Source organism: Chitinophaga sp. RAB17 (assembly GCF_052114225.1).
Classification (GTDB): Bacteria; Bacteroidota; Bacteroidia; order Chitinophagales; family Chitinophagaceae; genus Chitinophaga.
In genome coordinates, this window is sequence record NZ_JBFREI010000003.1 from 567,789 (window position 1) to 593,678 (window position 25,890).

The 25,890-nt window shown below is 44.6% G+C and carries 19 protein-coding genes; 12 read left to right on the forward strand and 7 right to left on the reverse strand.

The annotated features are described in order from the left end of the window. Positions 1 to 279: 279 nt before the first annotated feature. On the forward strand, positions 280 to 1,545 hold the full coding sequence (locus AB4Z08_RS14050) for a glycoside hydrolase family 71/99-like protein (RefSeq protein WP_441574379.1): 1,266 nt from the start codon (positions 280 to 282) through the stop codon (positions 1,543 to 1,545). Positions 1,546 to 1,651: 106 nt separating this feature from the next. Here AB4Z08_RS14050 and AB4Z08_RS14055 read toward each other — a convergent pair whose 3' ends face one another. Continuing rightward, complete coding sequence (locus tag AB4Z08_RS14055; RefSeq protein ID WP_441574380.1) at positions 1,652 to 1,978, reverse strand: hypothetical protein; 327 nt, start codon at positions 1,976 to 1,978, stop codon at positions 1,652 to 1,654. Positions 1,979 to 2,360: 382 nt separating this feature from the next. Here AB4Z08_RS14055 and AB4Z08_RS14060 point away from each other — a divergent pair, with 382 nt between their 5' ends. The 8 genes from AB4Z08_RS14060 (at position 2,361) to bioA (ending at position 15,721) form a co-directional block, all read left to right on the forward strand. Continuing rightward, a complete protein-coding gene (locus AB4Z08_RS14060) occupies positions 2,361 to 3,032 on the forward strand; it encodes a response regulator transcription factor (protein WP_441574381.1) in 672 nt (223 codons plus the stop codon). Then, on the forward strand, positions 3,007 to 4,329 hold the full coding sequence (locus tag AB4Z08_RS14065; RefSeq protein WP_441574382.1) for a sensor histidine kinase: 1,323 nt from the start codon (positions 3,007 to 3,009) through the stop codon (positions 4,327 to 4,329). The genes AB4Z08_RS14060 and AB4Z08_RS14065 overlap by 26 nt, the downstream gene beginning before the upstream one ends. A gap of 63 nt (positions 4,330 to 4,392) precedes the next feature. Then, on the forward strand, positions 4,393 to 6,384 hold the full coding sequence (locus AB4Z08_RS14070; protein WP_441574383.1) for a TonB-dependent receptor plug domain-containing protein: 1,992 nt from the start codon (positions 4,393 to 4,395) through the stop codon (positions 6,382 to 6,384). A 48-nt stretch (positions 6,385 to 6,432) separates the two neighbouring features. Further along, a complete protein-coding gene (locus AB4Z08_RS14075; RefSeq protein WP_441574384.1) occupies positions 6,433 to 8,382 on the forward strand; it encodes an LTA synthase family protein in 1,950 nt (649 codons plus the stop codon). Between the two features lie 425 nt (positions 8,383 to 8,807). Beyond that, positions 8,808 to 9,752 (forward strand): terpene synthase family protein, encoded by a 945-nt coding sequence (locus AB4Z08_RS14080; RefSeq protein WP_441574385.1) that lies wholly within the window; start codon positions 8,808 to 8,810, stop codon positions 9,750 to 9,752. Between the two features lie 121 nt (positions 9,753 to 9,873). Continuing rightward, positions 9,874 to 11,553, forward strand: a complete 1,680-nt coding sequence (locus AB4Z08_RS14085) for an ATP-binding response regulator (protein ID WP_441574386.1) — start codon at positions 9,874 to 9,876, stop codon at positions 11,551 to 11,553. 253 nt (positions 11,554 to 11,806) lie between these two features. Then, the gene (locus tag AB4Z08_RS14090) at positions 11,807 to 14,308 is read left to right on the forward strand and encodes an ATP-binding protein (protein WP_441574387.1); all 2,502 of its coding nucleotides are present in this window, start codon (positions 11,807 to 11,809) and stop codon (positions 14,306 to 14,308) included. Positions 14,309 to 14,434: 126 nt separating this feature from the next. After that, on the forward strand, positions 14,435 to 15,721 hold the full coding sequence (bioA, locus tag AB4Z08_RS14095) for an adenosylmethionine--8-amino-7-oxononanoate transaminase (RefSeq protein WP_441574388.1): 1,287 nt from the start codon (positions 14,435 to 14,437) through the stop codon (positions 15,719 to 15,721). A 67-nt stretch (positions 15,722 to 15,788) separates the two neighbouring features. Here bioA and AB4Z08_RS14100 read toward each other — a convergent pair whose 3' ends face one another. The 5 genes from AB4Z08_RS14100 to sppA form a co-directional block, all read right to left on the reverse strand. Continuing rightward, positions 15,789 to 16,283 (reverse strand): DUF2911 domain-containing protein, encoded by a 495-nt coding sequence (locus AB4Z08_RS14100; RefSeq protein WP_441574389.1) that lies wholly within the window; start codon positions 16,281 to 16,283, stop codon positions 15,789 to 15,791. Between the two features lie 115 nt (positions 16,284 to 16,398). Further along, positions 16,399 to 16,929 (reverse strand): SRPBCC family protein, encoded by a 531-nt coding sequence (locus AB4Z08_RS14105; RefSeq protein ID WP_441574390.1) that lies wholly within the window; start codon positions 16,927 to 16,929, stop codon positions 16,399 to 16,401. 85 nt (positions 16,930 to 17,014) lie between these two features. Further along, positions 17,015 to 17,545, reverse strand: a complete 531-nt coding sequence (locus tag AB4Z08_RS14110) for an SRPBCC family protein (RefSeq protein WP_441574391.1) — start codon at positions 17,543 to 17,545, stop codon at positions 17,015 to 17,017. Positions 17,546 to 17,584: 39 nt separating this feature from the next. Beyond that, positions 17,585 to 18,691: an ABC transporter permease gene (locus tag AB4Z08_RS14115; RefSeq protein WP_441574392.1), complete on the reverse strand. Its 1,107-nt coding sequence runs from the start codon at positions 18,689 to 18,691 to the stop codon at positions 17,585 to 17,587. Positions 18,692 to 18,876: 185 nt separating this feature from the next. Further along, positions 18,877 to 20,631 (reverse strand): signal peptide peptidase SppA, encoded by a 1,755-nt coding sequence (gene sppA / locus AB4Z08_RS14120; RefSeq protein ID WP_441574393.1) that lies wholly within the window; start codon positions 20,629 to 20,631, stop codon positions 18,877 to 18,879. An 86-nt stretch (positions 20,632 to 20,717) separates the two neighbouring features. On the opposite strand from sppA, the gene folK reads away from it, so the two are divergent. Beyond that, positions 20,718 to 21,203, forward strand: coding sequence for a 2-amino-4-hydroxy-6-hydroxymethyldihydropteridine diphosphokinase (folK, locus tag AB4Z08_RS14125; protein ID WP_441574394.1), 486 nt, complete (start codon positions 20,718 to 20,720; stop codon positions 21,201 to 21,203). Positions 21,204 to 21,234: 31 nt separating this feature from the next. Next, positions 21,235 to 21,864 carry a deoxynucleoside kinase gene (locus AB4Z08_RS14130; protein WP_441574395.1) on the forward strand — a complete coding sequence of 210 codons (630 nt, stop codon included), beginning with the start codon at positions 21,235 to 21,237 and terminating at the stop codon, positions 21,862 to 21,864. A gap of 205 nt (positions 21,865 to 22,069) precedes the next feature. Here AB4Z08_RS14130 and AB4Z08_RS14135 read toward each other — a convergent pair whose 3' ends face one another. After that, positions 22,070 to 23,305: an NAD(P)/FAD-dependent oxidoreductase gene (locus AB4Z08_RS14135; RefSeq protein WP_441574396.1), complete on the reverse strand. Its 1,236-nt coding sequence runs from the start codon at positions 23,303 to 23,305 to the stop codon at positions 22,070 to 22,072. A gap of 120 nt (positions 23,306 to 23,425) precedes the next feature. Between AB4Z08_RS14135 and AB4Z08_RS14140 the strand changes: the two genes are divergently transcribed. Beyond that, positions 23,426 to 25,885 (forward strand): MG2 domain-containing protein, encoded by a 2,460-nt coding sequence (locus AB4Z08_RS14140; protein WP_441574397.1) that lies wholly within the window; start codon positions 23,426 to 23,428, stop codon positions 25,883 to 25,885. Positions 25,886 to 25,890: the final 5 nt, after the last annotated feature.

The window sequence follows — 25,890 nt, forward strand, 5'->3', positions numbered from 1 at the left end:
TTCCATCGTACACGAGGTGAAATTAATGTCGTTAATAGGACATTAACAGGGGCAATTAATGCTTTGTTAACGCTTTCATTAGTCCTTCCCGCCTTACTTGCAACATATTCCAGCCTCACAGCCGGAAAAAACAACTAAGGTGAATGCAAAACCTTGGGAGAATCCGGGAAAGCCGGGTTCTCCTCTTTTTAACATCAGGATGCCCGCTGATACACAAACCTATAAATGCCATGCGCTGCTCCGTTCATTATTCCACCGTTAATAACAAACAGTATACATATGAAGCGTATTTTGACAGCTTTACTCCTCCTGCTGGCGATGCCTTCCCTGGCGCAGTTGAAACACAGCAGGGAATCCCAGTATCCTACTTACCACGGACTTATTATGGCTGGCTATCAGGGCTGGTTTCGTGCTTCCGGAGATGGCTCCGGCGCCCAACGGTATTCCTATGGCGATGAAACCCGCAGCGGCATTGATATGTGGCCCGATGTAAGCGAATATGAAAAAACATATGCCACCCCTTTTAAACTGGCCAACGGACAACCCGCCCGTTTTTTCAGTTCCTATGACAAAAGCACCGTAGACCTTCATTTTAAATGGATGCAGCAATACAACGTGGATGGTGTTTTCATGCAGCGCTTTTTTAATAATGCCAAACACCGCGACAGCACTTCCGGCATTATCCTGAAAAATGCATTTGCTGCCGCATCAAAATATAAAAGAGCTATTGCAGTGATGTACGACCTCTCCGGCTTAAAAGCCTCAGGGGAAGATTGTTCCGCCATTATTGAAGATTGGAAATACCTGGTAGATCAACTGAAAGTGACCAATCAGCCGGGTGCTAAAACTTATTTACAGGAAAATGGTAAACCAGTGGTAGCGATATGGGGTATCGGTTTTCCGGACCGTCCATATAATCTCCGCAATATCGGGTTGGACAGATTGATCGACTTTCTGAAAAATGATCCGGTATATGGAGGTTGTGCTGTGATGCTGGGTGTGCCCACTGCATGGCGTACACTCAATGCCGATTGCTTACCGGATCCTTATCTGCATACCCTCATTAAACAGGCGGATATAGTGCTGCCATGGAACGTACAGCGTTATTCTCCACTGCTTCACAATGATATGGACCGTTTCCGTGATAACCTGATAGAGGATCTGGCCTGGTGTCGTGCCAACAAGCTGGAATATGTGCCTTGCGTATATCCCGGATTCAGCTGGCATAACCTGAGCCGCTATGAGTTTCCTGATGATGTAAAACCATCTGGTTCTATTCCAAGACAAGGTGGACGTTTTTACTGGCAGCAAATTACGACTGCACTCACTGCCGGTGCCAGTATGCTTTATGTAGCCATGTTTGATGAAGTAAATGAAGCTACGGCCATCTTTAAGGCGTCTGATCAGCCACCGGTGAGCAGCACCACGCCGTTTATCAATTTAGATGGTAAACCATCAGATCATTATTTATGGTTAACCGGGGAAGCAGCTAAAATGCTGCGCAATGAAATACCGGTTAGTGTGAAAATGCCGGAAAGGAAATAAACAGATAAGTAGAATAGATAGGCAAAAGGGCTGATTAAAATAGTATTTTAATCGGCCTTTTTTACGCGGTGCATGTTAGATACAGTTATAAGGGTACAATCAACGCTTATTTTAACGCCTGCACTGCCAGGTACTTACCTTTGGCTAACAGGTATACGCCACCAAAATAAGAGGCAATACCTACAAGTGAAAATACAATCAGCATCCAGATAATTTTGCGTCGGTTTCCTTTCCGCCTTTGATCTCTGCTCAGGATCATCTGTTCCACTTCCAGCCATCCCCGACCGGGATCGCCGGTTCTGAAACGTTGATCCAGTCTGCCAGATCTTATCATTTGCTGATAAATGGCGGCGACTGATTTAGCATTGGGAATATTATCCATCAATGCAATCAATTCCCTCGTATCATCATCCGCTATGCGCCCGTCTGACATTGCCTTTTCAGGCAAATTTTTTAGCATAAACCTATCTGCAATCATTTTAAAATACGAATTCATAATAATGCCTGCATGAGTGATTTGATATCGGTATTGTATCTACGATATTGGGGCATGCATAGTTTTAATTTCCGTAAGAAAAACCTTTTAGCAATGGCAGGCGCCGTTTTACCTCGTATACTCATATACATACTTTGTTTACATTAAATAAATAACAACATTTGCTTTCTCTGGGGTAAAAACATCTCAAATACCCGACTTTAATACGGATACCTAACAATGATTCCTAAAACCCTTTACCACAGCCTATTTTATCGACATAAATTCCTGAATCCCGCTACTACAGAATTCCTTTAGGAATTATCCCTATTTTTAGCCCATGAAAGTGCTGATTATAGAAGACGAACCCGCGCTCAGAAACAGTATACAGGAATATCTTGAACATCAGGGCTATATCTGTGAACTGGCAGCAGATTTTAAACAGGCAATAGATAAAGTCAATGAATTTGACTACGACTGTATTGTGGCAGACATAGGTCTTCCCCTTGGAAATGGCCTCGATATCGTGAAAGAATTAAAAATGCTGGAATCCAGAGCAGGTATTATCATCATCTCTGCAAAAGATTCACTGGAAGATAAACTCAGTGGCCTGGAACTCGGTGCAGATGATTATCTGACGAAGCCATTCCATCTATCAGAACTCAACGCCCGCGTAAATGCTATTTTACGCCGTAAAAATTTTGATGGCAACACCACCATCACTTTTTATGAAATCGTCATAAAACCCGCATCCAAAACAGTACTGGTACACAATAAATCCATCACCCTCACGGGTAAAGAATATCAATTACTGCTATACTTCATTGCCAACCAACACCGGGTAGTCACCAAGTCAGCACTGGCAGGACATCTGTGGGGAGATGAATATGATCAGGCAGGATCTTATGATTTCATTTACACACACATAAAAAATCTCCGCAAAAAGATGCTGGAAGCCGGCGGGGAAGATTATATCAAAACAGTTTATGGCACCGGTTACCGTTTCGGCTAATCCGCTGGTAAATATAAATACACACACTGCTATCATGAAGCTGCTGACTAAAACAACGGTTTATTTTCTGCTTATCATGTTACCTGTTTTTGCAGCAGGTGCTTTCTTCCTGTATACCAAATTCAATAAAGAAATTAAACATGAAACAGATGAAGAACTGGTGAACGATAAACTACAGTGGATGCGCTACCTGGACACCGCCAGCGTGAACAATCCCATATTCAGCATCAGCACACCGGAATTCAATTTACAGCCTACCGAAAAAGCCGCGCAAAAAAAACATAAACTAAACGGCGTCAGCATCTACCAGGAGCCGGAAAATACTTATGCCCCTTTCCGGCAACTCACACAAGTGATCAGTTTGCATAACAAAAACTATCAATTCACCCTGCGTAAATCACTTATTGAAAAAGATGACCTGATCAAAAATGTAGCCTATGTAATGCTCTCCGCTTTCACCGGTCTGCTGCTGTTTGTACTGATTTCCAATTGGCTGATCAGCAAAAGCGTGTGGAAGCCATTTTACCGCTCCCTCGATCAGATACAACGCCTGCAACTGAATAAGCTGGAAAACACCGTATTTGACCGCACCGCCATCCATGAATTTAACCAGCTGAATACAGCTCTCGGCAACATGACCACCCGCATTCACCAGGACTATACCAGCATCAAAGAACTGACGGAAGATGCCGCCCACGAAATGCAAACACCCTTAGCCATCGCACAAAGCAAACTGGAATTATTATTACAGGACGATACCCTTTCTGAATCACAACTAAAAGGAATTCTGATCAGCTATGATGAGCTGCAACGCTTGTCCAGACTCAATCACAACCTGCTACTGCTGGCGAAAATAGAAAATCAGCAATACCCCGTTACTGAACAACCCGACCTCTGTACCGTCATAAAAAAATACCTGCTGCTTTTTGAAGAATTAATCAGGGAGAAAGAACTCCACATCCATCAGGAAATGACAGACAGCGCCCCATGGCCACTGCACCCTGCACTCACGGATATACTGGTGAGCAACCTGTTAGGTAATGCCATCAAATACAACTATTCAAAAGGCAACATTGACATTCATTTAACACCTACCGCCTTCAGCATTACCAACAGCAGTCAGCTACCGGAAATCCCCGCAGAAATGCTGTTTCAGCGCTTTAAAAAACACAACAACGGCTATACGAACTCTAACGGACTGGGGCTTGCTATCGTAAAAAAAATGGCAGATACCTATCACCTGCATTTGACATATGGCTATGAAAACGGCCAGCATACTTTTACGGTAACCGTGTGAAACATTCAGATTTGCTCCAGATTCTATTGCTTTCTTTGTGCAACAAACCATACACGTTGTTATATGAAACGCATTTTACTGGCTATAATTTTACTGAATACGGGCTTTCAACTGGCTGCTCAAAACCGTGTACCCGTTTCCGTTAGTGATACTACCAAGCCATCTGCTAAGGACACGATCAGCAAAATTTCCGACCTGAATGAAGTCATTATTTCTTCTACCCGCAATAACAGCCGCATTGCAGACCTCCCCATGAAAGTAGAAGTGCTGGGCAAAGAGGATATGATGGAAGAAAGCGGGATTAAACCCGGTAATGTAGCTAGTATATTGGGTGACTTATCCGTGATACATATTCAAAATACCTCTGCAGTCAGTGGTAATAACGCCATCCGTATGCAGGGACTGGATGGCAAATACACACAGCTGCTCCGCGATGGCGTACCTGTGTACGAAGGCCTGAGCGGGAACTTTGGTGTACTCGCCATTCCTCCGCTGGACCTCAAACAAATAGAGATCATTAAGGGCTCCGTATCCACGCTGTATGGCGGTGGGGCCATTGCCGGCATTATCAACTTCATAGCCAAAACACCCGGCAGTACACCTGAATTAACCATACTGGCCAATCGCAGCACGCTGAAAGAAACGAATGTAAATGCCTTCTACTCAGAACGCTACGGTAAAACCGGGCTGACATTGTTTGCCGGTGTCACTACACAAAATCCGGTAGATGTAAATAAAGATGGTTTCAGCGATGTTCCCCGGTTGCGGCAATACCTGCTACATCCGCGCTTCTTCTGGTACATCAATCCGCTGAGTACCCTGATAGCAGGTTATACGGGTACCATCGAAAAGCGCGAAGGCGGCGATATGCAGGTGCTGGAACATCAGGCAGATAATATTCATCAGTATACGGAAGTCAACAATAGCGAACGTCATAGCGTAGACCTGCAATTTACCCGCAAAAGCCTCCTCGGAGGCACCCTGGCAATCAAAGGCGTAGGAAGTTTCTTCCATCTGCAAAATGATCAGGGCACCTTTGCGTTGCTGGGTAACCAAACCAGTACTTATGCAGAAGCTTCCTACAATAAAAAAAGCGGGCGACACGATTGGGTGGCGGGGTTGAATAATACCGGTGAAATTTACCGCCGCGCAAAAGGCGACAGCACGCTGCTGGGCAACTACACCTACAATACCATGGGCGCCTTTGTACAGGATGGTTATCACTTTACCGACCAGTTCCTGGCGGAAGCCGGAATACGCGCCGATTACCACAACGTATTCGGATGGTATGTACTGCCCCGCCTCGCCTTTGTATACAAGCCGGTGGAAGGGCTTTCTCTCCGCCTCAGCGCAGGTACCGGCTATAAATCACCAGCCGTATTTACGGCACAAACGCAAACCATCGGCTATCGTAACCTGTTGCCGCTCAGTGCAGGTATTAAATCGGAAAGAAGCCAGGGCATTAATTTTGACGGCAACTACCATACTTCTCTCGGCAAGGTAGATGTTACTATCAACCAGGCGCTGTATTATACCCATATCAAAGATCCAATCCTGCCAGTAGCAAGTAAGAACGACAATAACATGCTCCTGCTCCAGAACATGCCTTACCAGGTAAACAGTTTGGGTACCGACACCTACCTGCGTTTTGAACTGGATCACCTGGAACTGTACCTGGGCTACAACCATACGGTTTCCAGGTACAACAACACCGGATCTACCAATATTCCCTTTGCACCACAGGACAAATTTGCCAGCACCCTGGCGTATGAAATAGAAGGGAAATGGCGCTTTGGGATAGAAAACAGCTGGATAGGCCACCAGTATGATGAAGCCAATCAGAAAACGCCCAACTACTGGTTCTGGGCCGCCATGATTTCCCGGCAGTTTGGCGAACATATCACGCTGGTACTGAACGGAGAAAATATTTTCGACGCCAGACAGGGCAAAAATATGCCATTGTTTACCGGCCCGGTGAGTCATCCCAACTTCGCATCCCTCTGGGGTCCCATAGATGGACGTACCATCAACATGTCCGTAAAATTTAATTTATAGATAATATTGAGAACGGCGTACCTTTGCGATCCTAATTTTCTGTGCAAAATGAGATCTGCTAAAAATAGGTACGCCGTTTTATTTGGCTTTGGTACCTTACTCCTTATCCTGTCATTCCTGGTTAGAACTGCTCTGCTTATCTGGATTTATCCACAATCCGGCCTCCATATCTCTGATATACCCGCTATTTACGGCAAAGGACTTGTCTACGATGCAGGAGTGGCGCTGTTCTTTACCATTGCTTACGCCTTTTACCTCTTAATACTGCCACAGCGACTGAATAGCACGTTATTTAACCGGGTATTTACCTATATCGGTTTTTTCCTGGCCACCATGATCCTGGTATTTTCCTTCTTTGCTGAATTTACTTTCTGGGGAGAATATGCCGGCCGCTTTGACTTTATAGCGGTAGACTATCTCATATATACATATGAGGTGATCGGTAATATCAATGAATCATACCCATTGCCATTGCTGATTGGAGGTGTACTGCTGTTCACGTTCCTGCTCACCTGGGGCCTTAGTCGCCGGGGTACTTTCCGCAACAGCTTCCAGTCTAATACATCCTGGGGAAAAAGATTACTCACATTTGCCACCTTACTGGGATTACTCCTGCTGCACGTTTATTTCATCAGCAATACCTGGGCGGAAAAAAGTAAGAACCGCTATGCGCAGGAGTTATCCAAAGCAGGCGTCTATTCCTTTATTTCTGCCTACCAGAATAATGAGCTGGCTTATGATAAATATTATTTGCTGGAAGATGACAACAAGGTGTTCGATCGCATGCGCTCCCTCCTGCAGTCACCGGACAGTCGTTACCTGGAAAATGGTAAAAGTGTTTACAGAAGCATAACGGATACCGCTACACGTGTAATGCCGAATGTAATGATGGTCACCATCGAAAGCTTCAGTGCCGACTTCATGGACCGCTTCGGCAACACCCAGCATATCACGCCGATATTGGACAGCATTGCAAAACAAAGCATCCTGTTTACCAATATGTATGCTACCGGCACCCGCACGGTAAGAGGGATGGAAGCCCTTACCCTGGCCGTTCCACCTACACCCGGACAAAGTATTGTACGCCGCAAAAACAATGAAGGCCTGTTTTCTGTAGGACAAATATTTGAACAAGCCGGTTACGAAAGCACTTTCTTTTATGGTGGGGATGGTTACTTCGACAACATGAATAAATTTTTCGGCAACAACGGATACGATATCACCGACCGTCATCGCCGGAAGTTAGTAGAAGATCAGATCACCACTACCCGAACCAACATACCAGATAGCGCCGTTCAATTCTCAAATGCCTGGGGCATCTGTGATGAAGATATTTACAATGCCGCCATCAGAAGTGCTGATGAGAAGTACGCCGCAGGAAAGCCTTTCTACGACTTCATCATGACGACCTCCAATCACCGCCCCTTCACCTACCCTTCCGGTAAAATAGATATTCCTTCGGGTGCAAGCCGGGAAGGTGCCGTAAAATATACCGACTACGCCATCGGACAGTTCCTGAAAAATATCAGCACTAAACCCTGGTTTAAAAATACGGTGGTCATCTTCGTAGCAGATCATTGTGCCAGCAGCGCCGGTAAAAATGAAATTGAAATCAGCAAATATCATATCCCCTGCATCCTGTACAATGTACCAGGGGCTACACCACAGGAAATCAATGCCATGTGCTCACAGATAGATATCTACCCTACCCTGCTGAGTTTATTGCACTGGAGTTACAACAGCAAACTCTACGGAAAAAATGTACTGGAACCGGGCTACCAGCCACGTGCTATGATCAGCACTTACCAGAAACTAGGCTACCTGGAACCGGGAAAATTACTCATCCTCAGTCCCCAGCAAAAAGCAGCCTGCTTTAGCTGGAACCAGGCACGCAATGAACAACATGCCGCGCCCATGGATAGTAGTCTGCTGAAAAACAGCATCGCGAATTATCAAACGGCTTACTCGTTGTTTAAAAACGGTGGGATGAAGAAGTAATCATATTCGATTGATCTGTATCCAAAAAATACTTCCTAAAATAAAAAAACAGCAGCCAATTGGCTGCTGTTTTTTTATTTTAGGAAGTAAACGCCGAATCTGAGCCCCATCTACCTCTCCTACTATATGTACTTACCCTAATTTGCCATCAGAAATTTGCCCATTTTAGTTATTTTGTTAATAAGTCTCACACTGATAATTTAATTTAGTTTAATAGATGCCAAAGAGGTTTTAGAAACTCATGTAGATAAACTGTTGGACAACGATAAGGATAAGTTTTTCTATCAATCATAATTTATTGCGACATCATTTTTCAGTTCCAGTAACCATTAAATAAGCCAATCCAGACCTGTAACACCTACCTGTTAGTCAATCGCAAGCTCATTTACATATAAAATATACTAAATAATCTAAATCAATTATGTATGAAACATGTTGCTTCGCCTTCGAAAGAGGCTTTAATTGACATTTCTTACCCCATTCACAACTTATCTAGTAAACACGGAGAGGTTATGGAACAGATAACCAGAAATTGGGTGGACGATTATGATTGTCTACCCTTAGAATTCAAGCGAAAAGCTAAAGGCGCTAATTACGGAGTACTGACTGCCGCGGTTATCCCACGCGCCGAAATAAAAGTCCTGGTACCAATTACCAGGTGGATGCTCTGGGCCTTCTGCTGGGACGACTATTACGGTCCATATGAGAAACATGATCTTAAGGCTATCTGCAAAACTGCCTTAAAAATACTGCGAGGTACAGAAGAAGATGAAAAATATGAGAATGACCTTTTCAGTCAACTTGCAGTAATAAGGCAGGAACTGGGGATTGTTGCGAATAGTGAATGGATGAGAAGATTTGTAGCTTCACATGTATATTATTTCCAGGGATTGCTAATGGATACTTATAGCTATAAAAAGAACTTAAAATATCCATCGAGTGCAGACTACTTTAAAATCAGAGATAGACTGATAGGAGGTTTTATGGTGATGGACTTGCTGGAACTCGCAGGAACTATTTTTCCCAGAGGTCTATTCGAAAATCCAAAAATCCAAAAGTTACGATTACTGGCATCCCGCTTAATGATCTATGATAATGATTTATTCTCCTATAAAAAGGAAATGAAGGAAGGAGAGGCTATGAATATTGTCCTCGTTCTACAAGCTGAGCATAAAATAAGCCTTGACGAAGCCTTGATCATTACATTAGAAATGAGACAAATAGAGTATCTGGAGCTGCTGAAATTCAAAAAATACTTTAAGGAATTCGGAGATTATGCCGGTATCGTAAAAATTTATTGGCAAAATACGATGATCCTACTAGAGGGACAACTTAACTGGTATAAATTAATGTCAAAGAGATATGAATAACATCTGATTAACGCATTATCTCAATTTATTTTACTATAATTTTCTTATATTCACAGTACCATGGAACCTACACATGGTACTGTAAATATTTCTTTGCCTCATATAGCCCAAATAAAGATCCATGAACGTATTTGGAATCTCTCAAATTGAAATTGCCTTTAAGAAAATATGTTATCTGATTTCTGCTTTATCGCTAACGTTAGGTCTTTATGTATATAAAGTATTGGACTATACCCCTATGCTTTATATTGAGTTGTCAATCGGAACATTTTTTCTTATGATGCCATCATTTACAAAAATGATTGGCTTGGATCTTAATATTTCAATTTTCTTCATTGTTCTAAATTCAGCCCTGGTATATTATGGCGTTATCTTAGGCCCCTTATCTGAAATACATCTTCTTGTTGTTTTCCTGGTGGGCGCATCGGTATGCTTACTGTGGGGTAAAAAACTCATGTACTTTCCAGTTACGTTGGTGCTACTGATGTTAATCTTTCTGGAACTCAACTATTATTATTTTTGGTTTAAACCACTTGATATTGAATACCAAAAAGCAATAATTGTTAGATGGGTAGTTGTCTTCACTGGTAGCTTATTGTCTATTGTGACTTTCTGGTATTTTGCTAAACAATGGGTAGCTGAAAAATCCAGACGACTAATTACAGATTTACGCAAAGCCAACGAATCTAAATCCGTCTACGTCCGTGAAACTTCTCATGAATTAAGAACCCCTCTTTCATCCATATTTGGGATCGCCCAACTACTGCACTCCAAAAGAAATACAATAACTGATCCCGAACTTAAAAAGGAGATTGAATACTTGTTTGAGTCAGCATTTATAGCCACTAAAATAGTAGACAACATCCTGGATATGTCAAAAATTGAGGCCGGAAAATTTGATGATATAAAAGCAGAAACAATAGATTTACAAAAAGCAATAGAAACCTGTATGGTCATGCAACGATATGTAGCGAGCACCAGAGGTATAAAAATTAACTTAGACTACGATAAACAACTGCCGCCTTATATTATCACAGATAAAATAGCATTGTATAAAGTGATAAATAACCTCTCTTCAAACCTTGTGAAATATGCCCCCGAACAAAGTAACGTTGAGATAAAAATATTCGGAACCCAAGAAACTATATTCTTTCAAACTAAAAACTCGGGCAGCATCAGCGCTGAAGGCATGAAAACCATATTTGAGCCTTTTGCTTCCAGTAACGATACTTTAATGAGTACAGGTCTTGGCTTACCAATTACCAAGCATATTGTTCAACTGCTGGGCGGAGATATTACAGTAGAATGTATTGATGGAAACACCATCTTCAAATTATCTATACCACTCATAGCCGGTTGCGAGAAAGACTTAGCAGCAAGTGATAGACCATTTAAAAAAGGATCTCTGAAAGGATATAGAATTTTATGCATAGATGACGATCCGATACAACAGCATATCATCAAAGTAACCACTCAAATGGCTGGAGCCGAACCTATAGTAGTAGACAGCGGTGAGGCTGCTTTCGATTTTCTAAATAGTGAAAACCCCGCCCTGATTATTTGTGATGCAAACATGCCGTTTATGAATGGCAAACAATTTCTATCTAAATTAAAGTCTACCACAGCATTTAGCCATATTCCGGTTATTATTATTTCAGGAGATGCATTTGAAACTGAAAAGGAGGAAATGTTAAAGGCCGGGGCGGATGAATACCTTACTAAGCCTTTCCATTTTACTACCTTTTATTCAATATTACAGAAATACCTCCCGCCTATTAGAATTCTATTAGTCAACAAATAATGAAATACTATCTTTCTTTCTCTACGATTTTTCCGAAAAGCATTTCTAAAATTTCATGTTTGTTTTTCCTCATAATTCCCTAAATTTATTTCCCCGGTATCATATTAATAATTTTTCTACCAACCGGTGCGCATAATCTGGCCTCTTTTAAGCAACATTCGTCCAATATATAGCGGTACTGTCAGCCATTGACAGCAATGCCTTGTTTTTTTATTTGTTGAAAACAACCAAAACAGTAAAATCAACATCACTCATGCTGGCTACAACTTTTACGGGTTCCCTAGAAAGTGATCCGGACGGCGGGGAAATGAAAGATGATATGCAGCTGCATGAAAGACTAATGCGCCAGCAAAAATTACTGGAAATCATTGGTAGTATTCATGATAATTTTGCTACACCTGAACGCATCCATAATGCGTATGAACATTTATTACCCGATCTGATTTCACTGACAAAGAGTGAACACGGTTTTGTGAGCGAAGTAATCCAATACCGGAATGGCACCATTCAGTGGCAACCGCTTGCCAAAAGCCGGATGCCGGAAGGTGAAGGAAGCTTTGCTACGTCCCTGCAAAAGGTGGTCTATAGCGGGCAACCGCATATCAGTACTGTAGACAATGGAACTGCCACTCCCTGGTCGTTTCTGGGAATTCCGATCGTATTTCAACAGGAAGTCCTGGCTGTAATAGGGCTGATCACCCAAACCACTCCATATACTACCGCTACCATACAACTACTTCAGCCCCTGATGCAGGTGCTGGGTTATCAGCACCGGAATGCCTTCCGGGTCCGTGAATACCAGCAATTGAAAAATGCGCATACCGAACTAAAATCAGAATGGGAAGCACTCATGATGACGCTGGATGATATTGTGTTTGAAATGAACGATCAGAAAGTCTTTACCAAAGTATGGTGCAGCCAGGAAAACCTACTGTTTCGTCCCCGGGAAGAAGTAATAGGCAAAACCATTTCCGAAGTATTGGGCGAACATTCCATTGCCTTTAACCGCCTGGCAGACAAGATCCTGCGGACCGGAGAACCCCAGGAGTACCTATATCCGGACATCCGGCATAGTCTTGAGCATTGGTACGAACTGAAAATGACGCTCATCAATAGCCCGCAACCAGGCCCCAAACGGATATTACTGCTTATCAGGAATATTTCTGCCCGGGAAAGAAAACATACCGGCTACCAACAGGCACAATCAGAATTGAAGCGAAGCAATCAGTTACTCGGTATTTGCCAGCAGATGGGTAAAATGGGGGGCTGGGAATTCAATGTGGTGACCGGCGAAATGTATTGGACCAAAGAAGTGTATGCTTTGAGAGAAGTACCACCCGACTTCCCTATTACATTTCATGCAGCGGCCAGTTTCTATCATCCCGATGATCAGCCTGCATTTGAAGCCGCCAGAGATCTCCTCTCCAGCGAGAATGTACCTTTTGACCTGGAACTACGGCATATTTCTGCCAAAGGCACCAAAACATGGGTACGATCCGTCGGCCGGCCTGTACGAAACAACAACGGCCACCTGACACATTTCCGGGGTATCATCATGGATATCACCGATAAAAAAGATACAGAACTGGCACTTACCAATGCCAGGGACAGCGCACAAAAAGCAGCACAGTCAAGAAGTGAATTCTTATCCGTTATGAGCCACGAAATCCGTACTCCTTTAAATGCCATCATAGGCATTGCCGGCATCCTGGAAGAAAATCCGGTGACAGAACATGCAGAAGTGATTCATAGCCTGCAATTCTCTGCCAACCATTTGCTGGGTCTTATTAATGATATTCTTGATTTCAGCAAGATGGAAGCAGGTAAGATTGAACTGGAAAAAATTCCGTTTGATCCGGCTGCCCTTATACAGGGTATTACCACCAACTACCAGCCAATGGCCAAATCCAAGGGAATTGAACTGGTAACCAACATCGATAGAAAACTGCCGGCCAACATTACCGGCGATCCGGTCAGGCTCTCACAAATCATCAACAACCTCCTCAGCAACGCTATCAAGTTTACCAACGAAGGCAGCGTTACCATCGCCGTACAAATGGAAAGCAGTACGGAAGATACCTGCAATATCTCCTTTATGGTAAAAGATACCGGGATAGGCATAGTTCCCGAAATGCAGGATAAAATATTTGAAACTTTTGTACAGGAAGATTCTGCCACCACCCGCCATCATGGTGGTACGGGATTAGGCCTGGCCATCACAAAAAAGCTGGTCAACCTCCATAACAGCAATATCACACTGGAAAGCCAGAAAAATGAAGGCACCATTTTCCGCTTTGATATCCCTTTCGCCGTTCCGGAAAACGAAGCCAATCAACTCCGTAAAAAAGAGAAGCAAGCCGCCGGCTTCCTTAACGATATCACCCTGCTGGTAGTGGAAGACAATGCCATCAACATACGCATCATTGGATTGCAGTTGAAAAATTCAGGCGCCACCATCGTCACCGCCAGTAATGGCCGGCAAGCCCTGTCCAAAATGCAGGAACAGTCTTTCGATGGCATCATCCTCGACCTGCATATGCCGGAAATGAATGGCTATGAAACCATCCCGCATATACAACACCTGCAGCCCAACGCTTTCATCATTGTACTCACCGCGGATATTATGCCCGAGGTAAAAGAGCGGCTTCATAAATTGCAGGTGAAAGATATGCTGCCCAAACCATATGCTGCGGAAGATCTCCTCCATATTCTGGAAGAAGCGAAAAGCAGAAAGCAGAAGGCAGAAAGCGACTGACCTGAATGACCAAAGCAGAAGATCCTGGACGTAGGGAGATATTATCTGCGCTGATCATTCACGTCAATCGCTTTCTGCTTTCCGCTTTTAAAAGTACCTTCGCGCCTGCACAAAAAGCCAACAATTATGCAAACACCTTCTTTGTCGGCCCGGGACCTGGACATCATCTGGCACCCGTATACACAAATGCAAACCGCTCCTGCGCCTATCGGTATTGTACGCGGACAGGGTGCACTTCTTTTCGATGAACAAAACAACAGCTATATAGACGCCACTTCCAGTTGGTGGGTAAACATACACGGACATGCACATCCACATATTGCACAGCAACTGGCAGCCCAGGCACTGCAACTGGAACATTGCATCTTTGCCGGGTATACCCATCCTCCGGCTGTAAACCTGGCGGAACGCCTGCTACAGATCCTGCCGGATAATCAACGCCGCGTGTTTTACTCCGACAACGGATCTACTGCGATAGAAGTAGCGCTGAAAATGGCCATACAATACTGGGATAATAAAGGTACCCGCAGACATAAAATACTTGCCTTTAAAAATGCCTATCATGGCGATACTTTCGGCGCCATGAGCGTGAGCGGCAGAAGTGTGTTCACCCGCGTGTTCGATGACCTTTTGTTTGATGTTCATTTCCTGGAGGTACCCACCGCGGAAAACATCTCACAAATAATAAATACTATAAAAGACTTACAGCCGGAAGATATAGCTGCCTTTGTTTTTGAGCCGCTGCTCCAGGGCTCCGGCGGGATGGTGATGTACGATGCCAAAGCATTTGAGCAACTGTTACAGTACTGCGCTTCCAAAAATATTTTACTCATCGCCGATGAAGTGATGACCGGCTTCGGCAGAACCGGAAAAAACTTTGCCATGGAGTATCTCCACACCCAACCGGATATGATATGCCTCTCCAAAGGGCTTACCGGTGGCACCATGGCGCTGGGCGTAACCACCAGCACCGCGGCCGTATACGAAGCATTCCTATCCAACGATAAACTTAAAACATTATTCCACGGCCATTCCTTCACGGCTAACCCCCTCGCCTGCACCGCCGCACTGGCCAGCCTGGATATCTTTACCGATCCCGCCTGTGCACTGAATCGGGAACGCATACACGAAAAACATGCTGTCTTCTTAGGAGAACTGCAACAGTTTTCGATTATAAAAAATCCAAGACTACTGGGGACCATCCTCGCATTTGAAATAGTAACCTCTAACGCAGACGGGTATACGAATGCACTAGCGGACCACCTGCACCGCTTCTTCCGGGAAAAACGGATCATGCTGCGCCCGTTGGGCAATACACTCTATATACTGCCACCATACTGTATTACCAACGAACAACTGGACCAGGTATATGAGAGCATCCGGGAACTGATACCCACACTTGACAACCAATAAAAAATGCTTAAATGCAAAGAGGCTGTCTTTTCAGACAGCCTCTTTGTAAATACTTCACCCAGTACAATTATTTTACCGGTACAGCAATTTTAGTATCATCCCATTCAAATACCACAGCATTGCCTGGCAATGTGAATGTGAGCTTTTCAGCCGGCTTAGCCAATGCTTCGCGCTTTACTTTTACTGCTACCACATCTTCACCTTTATTTTTGTCGTAATCATAAGCACCCCATTGACCCAGTTTACCATTGAGGATAACCGTCCAGGTTTTAGGATCAGGAATAGAAAATAAAGTGTAAGTGCCGGCTTTTACAGGTTTACCACCAAATACAACATCTTTGCTGAAGGTGATTTGAGTGGCTTCGTCAGCACCGGTACGCCATACTTTACCGAATGGCTCCAGGGTGCCAAAAATTACGCGGCCATTTTTAGAGGGTTGTCCGTAAACTACTTTAATACCGTTGGCTTCTGTTGTAACGTGTGGACTCTTACGTGGCTTTTCCTGTGCAAAAACGAGGCTGGTAACGGCCAGAAATAAGGTTGCCAAAAAGAAATGTTTCATTTTTTTAGTTTTTTCTGAAATAAGAAGAATTTTTCAAGAAAGCTTTACAATTTAAATTAAACCATAAAATCCGTTGTAAGCAAAACAATGGGATCAATGGTAAAATAACTCCATATTACTTCTTTTCACAGATATCACTCAACTTAGTTAAGCCGGCTTCCATGGCAGGTCCATAAATCCGGTCTGTTACAAATCCCCTTAATTTCCACCAGGGCAGCATCCCCAGTTTGATTTCCATATGCCAGAATATAGCCGTGGATGCTCCATCTGCCGTGGGCTTCAGTTCAATACCGCCATTTACCGGTCTGGCGCCTTTGATGTCCAGCAGGTAATGTATCCCCTTGGCCGGATCACTGTCCAGGATCGTTACTTTCCCACTGCTTTCCCTGCCTTCCCAACTATACCAGGCGCCTGTGCCGGCTGCCGGCCCGGAAAATACGAGGGTAGCGGTACTGTCGGGTTTCGTCCACGGATTCCAGGGCTCCCATGCCTTCAGGTCACTGATCTGTGCATATACGACGGAAATAGGGGCCCGTATCACGCCGGTACGCTCTACTACTCCCGTAGATGGAAATAACAACGACAGCAGAAAAATCATACTGCCCAAAATGATCACACTGATCAGCAACAACTTAATAAGACGCATAGAAAAAAATTACGAATGACGAATGATGAATTACGGAACATGGAGTAGATCATACCCCGCAATTCGTAATTCATCATTCGTAATTCTATTTATCGACAACCCTTTTTATATTCTCCAATCCCTTTTCAAAATCTTTCCCCACCCACTTGTCCATCATCAGCCCCATGACCTTTCTCAATGGATGCTGCCCCATATTGCAAATCATGCCCCAGGTAACCAGGGTGCCTCCGGTAACGGTATCCAGGCGAAAATAGCCTTTGGCGAGTCCCATGGCCATAAAATCGATATCGGTAGCGATGTACTGATCTGCCCGCGACTCCGTGACAGACATGTGCCCCTTGCCCACATTGCGGTTGCTGCTTTCCCAGCTGTATCCCGCGCCTACCCCGCTTTCCTTTTCTCCATAGGTAATTTTCACCGCCGGGTCCTGCTCTTTCCAGGGCGACCACAGCTCCCAGTTGCGCACCACATTCACCAATGGGAAAATAACACCGGCTGCTGCCGGGACTAACAGCGAACGCTCCACTTTAACGGTGGGTGACAGGAATAAACTGAAAATGAAAAGCCCCAGTACAAGGACAATAAATGCACCCAGAATAATGAAAAAGGCTTGCATCTGACTGGATTTAGATAGCACAAAGCTAATAAAATCACACTATTCCCACTTGAATACTTTCACGGCTACCGCATATACGACAACACCCCACAAAGTAAGAATGGCAATATCCCAGCCCACATTCCAGAGATGCTGCCCCTCAAAGGCCACTTTCCGCAACGCATCAATCAGGTAAGTCAGCGGCATTATTTTGCAAATAGGCTGCAGCCAGCCCGGGAAGGAATCTATCGGGAAAAAAGTGCCTGCCAGCAGGAACTGTGGCAGGGTAACAATATTTGCCAAAGGAGGAATGGTGCTTTCGTTTTTAGCCAGACTGCTTACCACAAAGCCAAAGCCCATGAACACCAGCAACCCGAACACCGACAATACCAGCATTTCCAGGAAAGTGGCAAAACCGTGCACCAGCGTAAAGCCAAATGCAAAATGTCCCAGTGTAATGATCACCACAGAGCTGATCAGCTGGAAGATCATCCGGCTCAGCGCCTCCGCCAGTACAATATAGGTACGTTTGATAGGTGTGGCAAAGAAACGCTTGAGTACCAGCGTTTGACGCATATTATAAAACAGGAAAGCGGTACCAAATACAGCCGCACTCATCAGCGCAAATCCCAGCTGTCCCGGTAAAATAAAGTCAATGGTCTTAAATTCCCGTCCTGGGATCTCTGTTTGCTTAAAAACAGCCACAGTAGGACGTTTGTAAGACGAGTCATCCATGTTGGCGGTCACATTTTTCAACACGCCCATCAGGATCATTTTTTTACTGGCATCTGAAGCGGTAGAGGTCCGGATATCGATTTCGTAGTGCGGCACCTTATCTGTACTTTCCACTGGCACCACATTCAAAATAGCCACCAGTCGCCCTTTCTTCAGGTCTTCTTCCATGTCGGCGGCCGGTTGATCCGTTACCAGCTTCAGGGCACTTATATAATGCAAGTTCTTATAAAACTCACTCGTAGTATCGGTTTGGCGGCCTACTCCCACTTTTACGGAAACAGTACTGCCTCCTATAAACCCAAACACCAGGATAAATACCAGCGGGAACCCCAAACTAAACACCACGGCGGAAGGACTCCGGAATATACCCCTTAAACTTCCTTTCGTAATCGCCAGCATGGCCCTCAACTGATTGTACTTAGCTCCATTCATCTGATCTGCTATTTTAAAAACCGGAAGCAAAACTACTATAAAAAAGGAGAAAGCCTAAGGCATAAAGCAAAAAGCTATTGTAGCGGAGCAATAAGGGGATATTGTTGGTTTGTTATCCGCTTATATCTATGCTACAATAGCTTTTTGCTTTATGCCTTAAGCTTTATACTTTGAGTGCGCTGCTTCTAGAAACTATATTTAAATGGTATTCTTGCCTGTATCTGGCCATGCATCTGCTGTACATCTTTCAATTGCTGATACAGCTCATAATTAGCACCCAGCTCTTTTTTCACCATGTTCGCACTGGTCTCTGCACCTAACCCTTTGAGGAACCGGGCGATCTTATTCTTTCCAGCTTCAGGATATTCCCTTAAACGGTACTCAGATAATTTTGCCAGTCGCGCCGCACAAGCCAGGGCCTCATTCACACCACCTATACGGTCTACCAGTCCCAGTTTTTTTGCTTCTACACCACTCCATACACGTCCCTGGGCGATGCTGTCCACCACGGCAGGATCCAGCTTTCTGCCGGCTACCACGCGGGATTTGAAGGAAGCATAGGTACTGTCAACACCATTCTGGATAAAGCGCTTCTCTCCTTCTGTCAACGGACGGCCTACTGAACCCAGATCGGCATACTGGGCGGTTTTAACACCGTCGAAAGTAACGCCCAGCTTATTTTTAAAGAAATCCTGCAGATTAAACATCACGCCAAATACACCGATAGAGCCGGTTAAGGTATTAGGCTCTGCAAAAATGCTGTCGGCCATACAGGAAATATAATAACCCCCGGAAGCTGCATAGTCGCCCATAGATACTACCACTGGTTTTACTTTCTTCGCCAGCGACAGTTCCCGCCAGATCACTTCAGAAGCCAGTGCACTGCCTCCACCGGAGTTCACACGGAACACGATGGCCTTCACGTTCTTATCTTCTCTTACCTTGCGGATTTCGCTGATATAATTTGCACTGGCAATGGTATTATCCTTATCAGACTCTCCATCTATAATGTCGCCCTGTGCATAGATCAGTGCAATTTTGCCCTCTCCGGTGCCGCTGGAAAGTTCCGTACCTACATTATATTTCCCCAGGGTAACAAAGTTGATGTCCCCATCCGCCTTGGTAGCTGTTTTACTTTTCAACTCTGCAGTTACTTCATCATCATATTTCAAACCATCTACCAGCTTATATTTTAACGCATCATCAGGTTCCTGGATCAAATTTTCGTTGGCATATCCATGTAAGGCAGCGGTATCTATATTACGTGCTTTACCCACTCCCTGCAGGAAAGTACCATACAATTCGCCCAGGAACTGGGTAGTTTGAATACGGTTAGCTTCGGTCATCTGGGTTTCACGCAATGGCTCGGTAGCACTTTTGAATTTGCCGCAATAGAAAATCTCCGGTTTTATTTCCAGCTTATCCAATGCGCCCTTTAAAAAAGGTATCTGGGTGGAGAAACCTGTGAAATCCAGTCCACCTTTGGGGTTCAGGTAAATTTTATCTGCAGCGGAAGCCAGGTAATAAGCGCCTTGTCCCATCACTTCTCCATATGCATACACAAATTTGCCGGATTTACGGAAACGAAGCAGCGCATTACGCAACTCTTCTGTGCTGGCAAAGCCACTGGGATTGCCATTTACTTTAAGATAAATACCTTTAATGTTATCATCATTGGCAGCATTTTCGATCAGTCGTACTGCCTGAAACAAACCAGGCACCTCTCCTTCATCATCGGGCATCAGGGCACTAAGCGGGTTTACTACTTTCTGTTCTTTATACGACTGGCCCGTTTCGAGCACCAGTACGCCGTTGGGGTTAATAGTTACCTTTTCGGAGGTAAGGGCCTTGCCTATTATGACCATCAACACGATGATGCATATACCTGCAAATGCAACAAATGCAAGAAAGGCTGCCAGGAAAACTTTGAAGAAACGCATACTTTTTGGTTAAGATGAAACTGAGATAGAAAGATACATTTTTTCAAAAATAAGGAATATGGCTACTTTTGGGGCTTGAAATATACATGAATACAGCAATATTACTTATAGGTGGCAATTTGGGTGATCGTACCGGGAACCTTGAAAAGGCGGTACAGCTGATCTCAGAAACAGCCGGAGAGGTCGTACAGATCTCCGCCTTATACCAGACCGCTCCCTGGGGAGCCGTGGACCAGCCTGATTATCTTAATCAGGGTGTAGAAATCCGCACCACAATGGATGCACTAACGTTACTGCATACACTTTTGGAAATAGAAAGAAAGATTGGACGTATCCGCCAGGAGAAATGGGGATCGAGGGTCATTGACATCGACCTTATCTTCTTTAACGACAGCATTATAGCCTTACCGGAATTAAAATTGCCGCATCCCCGGATGCAGCTGCGGCAATTTGTACTGGTGCCTTTGCTGGAAATCGTCCCGGATTATGTACACCCGGTGTTACATAAAACAGTTAAAGAACTGGCAGCCAGCTGCCCGGATACATTACCGGTTAACCGCTACTCCAACTAAACGGGTTAGCATCATTCTAAACAACACATTCATGCACTATAAATTTATTACGGTAGAAGGGAATATCGGCGCTGGCAAAACAACACTGGCCAATATGTTGTCTGCTCATTTTTCTGCGAAACTGATCCTGGAAGAATTTGCAGATAATCCTTTCCTCCCCCTCTTTTACGAACGCCCACAACAATACGCCTTCCCCCTGGAATTGTTTTTCATGGCGGAACGTTATAAACAACTGAAAGAAATGCTGCAGTCGCAGGATCTTTTCAGCGATATCATTATCTCCGATTACCTCTTTATTAAAAGCCTGTTGTTTGCCAAAATCAATCTGCCGGAAGAAGAATATGCCCTGTATCAGAAATTATTCGACATCATCAATCCGCAGCTGGTACAACCCGAACTACTTATCTTCCTGAACGCACCTGTTACCAAGCTTCAGGAAAATATCAAACATCGTAACCGTACATACGAACAACATATTCCGGACGAATACCTCATGAGTGTACATGATATGTATATGCAGTATATTAAGCAGCATCCGGTACGTACACTGGTGGTAGATACCACTAAAGTAGATTTTCTCCGTCAGCCGGAAGACTTTAACAACCTGCTGCTGGCGCTGGAAAAAGAGTATGCACCGGGTGTGCATTACTTAAAGCTGTAATGCGATTTTTCGTCTTTGTCCAGGATTATACTGATTTAGATGATTTTTGTTTTTATGATTTTATAAGATTAAAAAAAGATTAGCGAAGACCGATGGGGTTGTACTATCGGTCTTCGCTAATCTTTTTATCTTTCTAATCCGGAAAAAATAAAATCCGGAAAATCATCTAAATCAGTATAATCCTGGACAAAAACAAAAAATCGCGCTACGCCTTCTGCGCAATAGCATTTGCGGCGACAAAACCGCTGGTCCATGCATGCTGAAAATTAAAGCCCCCCGTGATGCCGTCTACATCCATTACCTCTCCGGCAAAATATAAATCAGGTACCAACCGGCTTTCCATGGTGGCAGGATCTATTTCACTCAGCGTAATACCGCCGCAGGTTACAAATTCCTCTTTAAAGGTAGTTTTACCTTTTACCGGGAACTCCATGCTGACCAGCAATTTCATTAACTTATTCTGGTCTTTGGCTGGCAGGTCAGCCCAACGCATTTCTTCCGGTATTCCTACCTGTTGCAGCAGAAATTGCCATAACCGTTGAGGCAGGCTGAATGGATTCTTATTATATAATTTCTGTTTTCCTAATTCAAATCGCAGGCTTTGCCAGTCTTCCCGCAGCGTGTTTTCATTATAGGCCGGCAGCCAGTTCACAATCGCCGTAAAGGTATACTGGAGTTGCTGCAGCTCCCGGGCTCCCCAGGCCGACAATCGCAGTATAGCCGGGCCACTCATCCCCCAATGGGTGATGAGCAAAGGTCCTGTTTCCTGTAACTTCGTACCTGCCACTTTTACCTGGGCCGTATTGGCCACTCCCATCAGGCTGGTGATCGGATTACCAGGCATATTAAAAGTAAACAGGGAAGGCGCCGGTGGCACAATGCTATGCCCGCTCTGTTCCAGCCACGCAAATTTGCCCGCCTGCGCATATCCTCCGGCGGCAATACATAAATAATCAGCTGCCAGCTCACTACCATTTTGCAATTGCAGCTGCCAGCGGCCATTTTTCCCTTTTTTAAAAGAAGTCACCTCTGTATTGGTCCGGATATTCAAATGGTATTTATCTGCTTCCCGCAGCAAACAATCGATGATGGTCTGGGAATTATCTGTTACGGGGAACATACGACCATCCTCTTCTGCCTTCAGTTTCACCCCTCTTTCGGCAAACCAGGCGATGGTATCGGAGACAAAAAACCGGGAAAATGATTTCTTTACAAAATTTTGCCCCCTTGGATAGCGTTTAGCCATATACGTAATATCCGGTGCATTGTGGGTAACATTGCAGCGGCCACCACCACTTACCTTCACTTTGGATAACAGCTTACCTGTTTTCTCCAGCAGCACGACTTCCAGCTGCGGGCAAAGACGGGCCGCATTTACCGCACAAAAAAATCCGGCAGCTCCACCGCCTGCCACCACTAAACGTTTCTGTTCTGAACTCATTAAAATCTTGTTAAAACCATGGCTTGAGCACGCAATAATAACAAACCTGCCGTAATCTTACCGATTAATCTTCCGAAGTTTATATTTTTACATATATTATACTGGCTCAAAATATATTGCATGCAACCGCACCTGAAGAAAAAGCGACATCACCTGAAATGGATGATCCCTGCCGTTCTGTTAACCGGCGTAATGAGTGCACTGGCTATACTACCATCGCCCAATGATTGGTCCGACCGCATAGTGAAGGCATTACAAACATTTGGTTCCCGCTACCCGGCTGAAAAAGTTTATCTCCACCTGGATAAAGACTACTACGCCTCCGGTGAAACCATCTGGTTCAAGGCCTATATCACCCTGCAGGGAATGCCTTCCACTTCCGCTACCAATCTCTATGTAGAGTTGCTGGATAAGAACAATAACATTGTACAGAAGAAACTGTTTGCTGCCGGTAATGCCGGCGCTCCAGGCAACTTCGATATTCCTGAAACACAGAAACCGGGCGTATACCAGCTCAGGGCTTATACCGCCTGGATGCTCAATTTCGATCCCGCTTTCAGCTATAACAGGACTATAGAAATATTTGATCCTTCCAAAAAAACAACTGCTCCCGCTGATAGCGTTGTTGCGCCCGACTTTGCGGTACAGTTTTTCCCGGAAGGTGGTAACCTTATCGCCGGTCAGCCTAACATAGTGGCCTTCAAAGCCATTGACAACAACGGCTACCCGATTGAAGTTTCCGGTACTGTTAAAGATGCCAAAGGCGGCAACTCCGTTGCGCTTAAAACCATTCACGATGGTATGGGTACCTTTGATATTACCCCTGCCAACGGGCAGGATATTTTCCAGGCAGTGGTGAAAAGTGCCAAAGGACAAACCAAAACAATTGCACTGCCAGCACCGGTAACCACCGGCGCATCTCTGAAAGTATTCAATAAAGGCGCCCGTATCTTTTACCAGGCCGTTCCCGGTAATGTAAGCGATACCGCCTTTAATGACCTGGTGATTGTGGCTCAGATGGGCTCCCAACTGGTGTACAAAGCCAGCCTGGATGTAGGCGAAGGCCGGATCAGTGGTTTTATCCCGGCAGACCATCTGCCTTCAGGCATCTTACAAATTACCCTGTTCGCTAAATCGGGTATGCCGCTCTCAGAACGACTCACCTTTGTCCGCAAAAATGACCTCCTGCAAATGGATGTACTGGACGCAGATACCCACAAAGAACCCAGAGCGAAAAATGCGATTGAAATCCGCCTGCCAGACACCCTGCAAACCAGCATATCCATGGCAATTACAGATGCGGATGCTGTACCGGTAGATAAAAATTCAAATAACATCGTTTCTACTTTCCTGCTGACTTCCGATCTCAAAGGATATATATACAACCCTTCCTGGTATTTCCATAACGATGCCGATTCCACCCTCCGTGGCCTGGACCTCGTGATGATGACCAACGGCTGGAGACGGTTCGCCTGGGAAAAGATCCTGAACAACGAATTCCCGGAAATCAGGTTCCCTTACGAACAAGGACTCCTGATGAAAGGAGTAGCGACCATGCTGAACGGCCGTCCTATGCCTACCGGTAAACTGGATATGATCATCCGCCTGCCGATAGACAGCTCCTCCATGTTCGCCTCTGCGCCTATCAACGATAAAGGTCAATTCGAAATTGCCAATATGGTGTTCCCGGATACAGCCTATATCTACTACCAGGGTAATGACCTCGTAAAAAAAGGAGTAGATGTAAATGTGAAGTTCGATAACCACTTCTTCGAACGCCCTACCCAGGTTAAAATACCTTATCCATTGCGGATACCACCAGCAATAGACAATAATGCCCTGAAGCAGTTCCTGGCCAATGCAGCGGAAGGTAACAAGGTAAACCGCTCTATCAATAACAAAACAGTATACCTGAAAGAAGTAAACGTCAATGCCACAAAAGTTAAACCGGAAGAAACCACCGAAAAACGCTACACCTCCGGTATGTTCTCCGGTGGCGATGGCTATACGTTTGACCTGACCAAGGAAAATCCGATTGCACTCAACGTATTCCAATACCTGCAATCTAAAGTAGCAGGACTACAGATTACCGGCGATCTGAATAACCCTTCATTGTCATGGCGTGGTGGCAAACCAGGCTTATACCTCAATGAAATGCAATCTGATGTAAGCATGCTGGGTACCCTCTCCATACAGGATATCGCCCTCATCAAAGTATTCCGCCCTCCGTTTATGGGTGGATTTGGTGGTGCCAACGGCGCCATTGCGGTATACACGAAGAAAGGTGGCGACAACGCTCCTAAAAATGATCCAAGCATCAGAGGCTTTAAACTTTATAAGAAAGCGGGTTATACTATCGTAAAGCAGTTCTATTCTCCTGACTACTCCGTTAAGAAAGAAGTACATGCTTTACCTGATAAACGCCTCACGCTCTACTGGAATCCAAACGTAGCAGTTGATACCCTCACACACACTGCCAGGATACAATTCTACAACAACGATTTCACCAAACGTTTTCGTGTAGTCGTAGAAGGTATAGGAGATGATGGTAGCGTAGGCAGACTCGAACAGGAATTTTAGTAGCT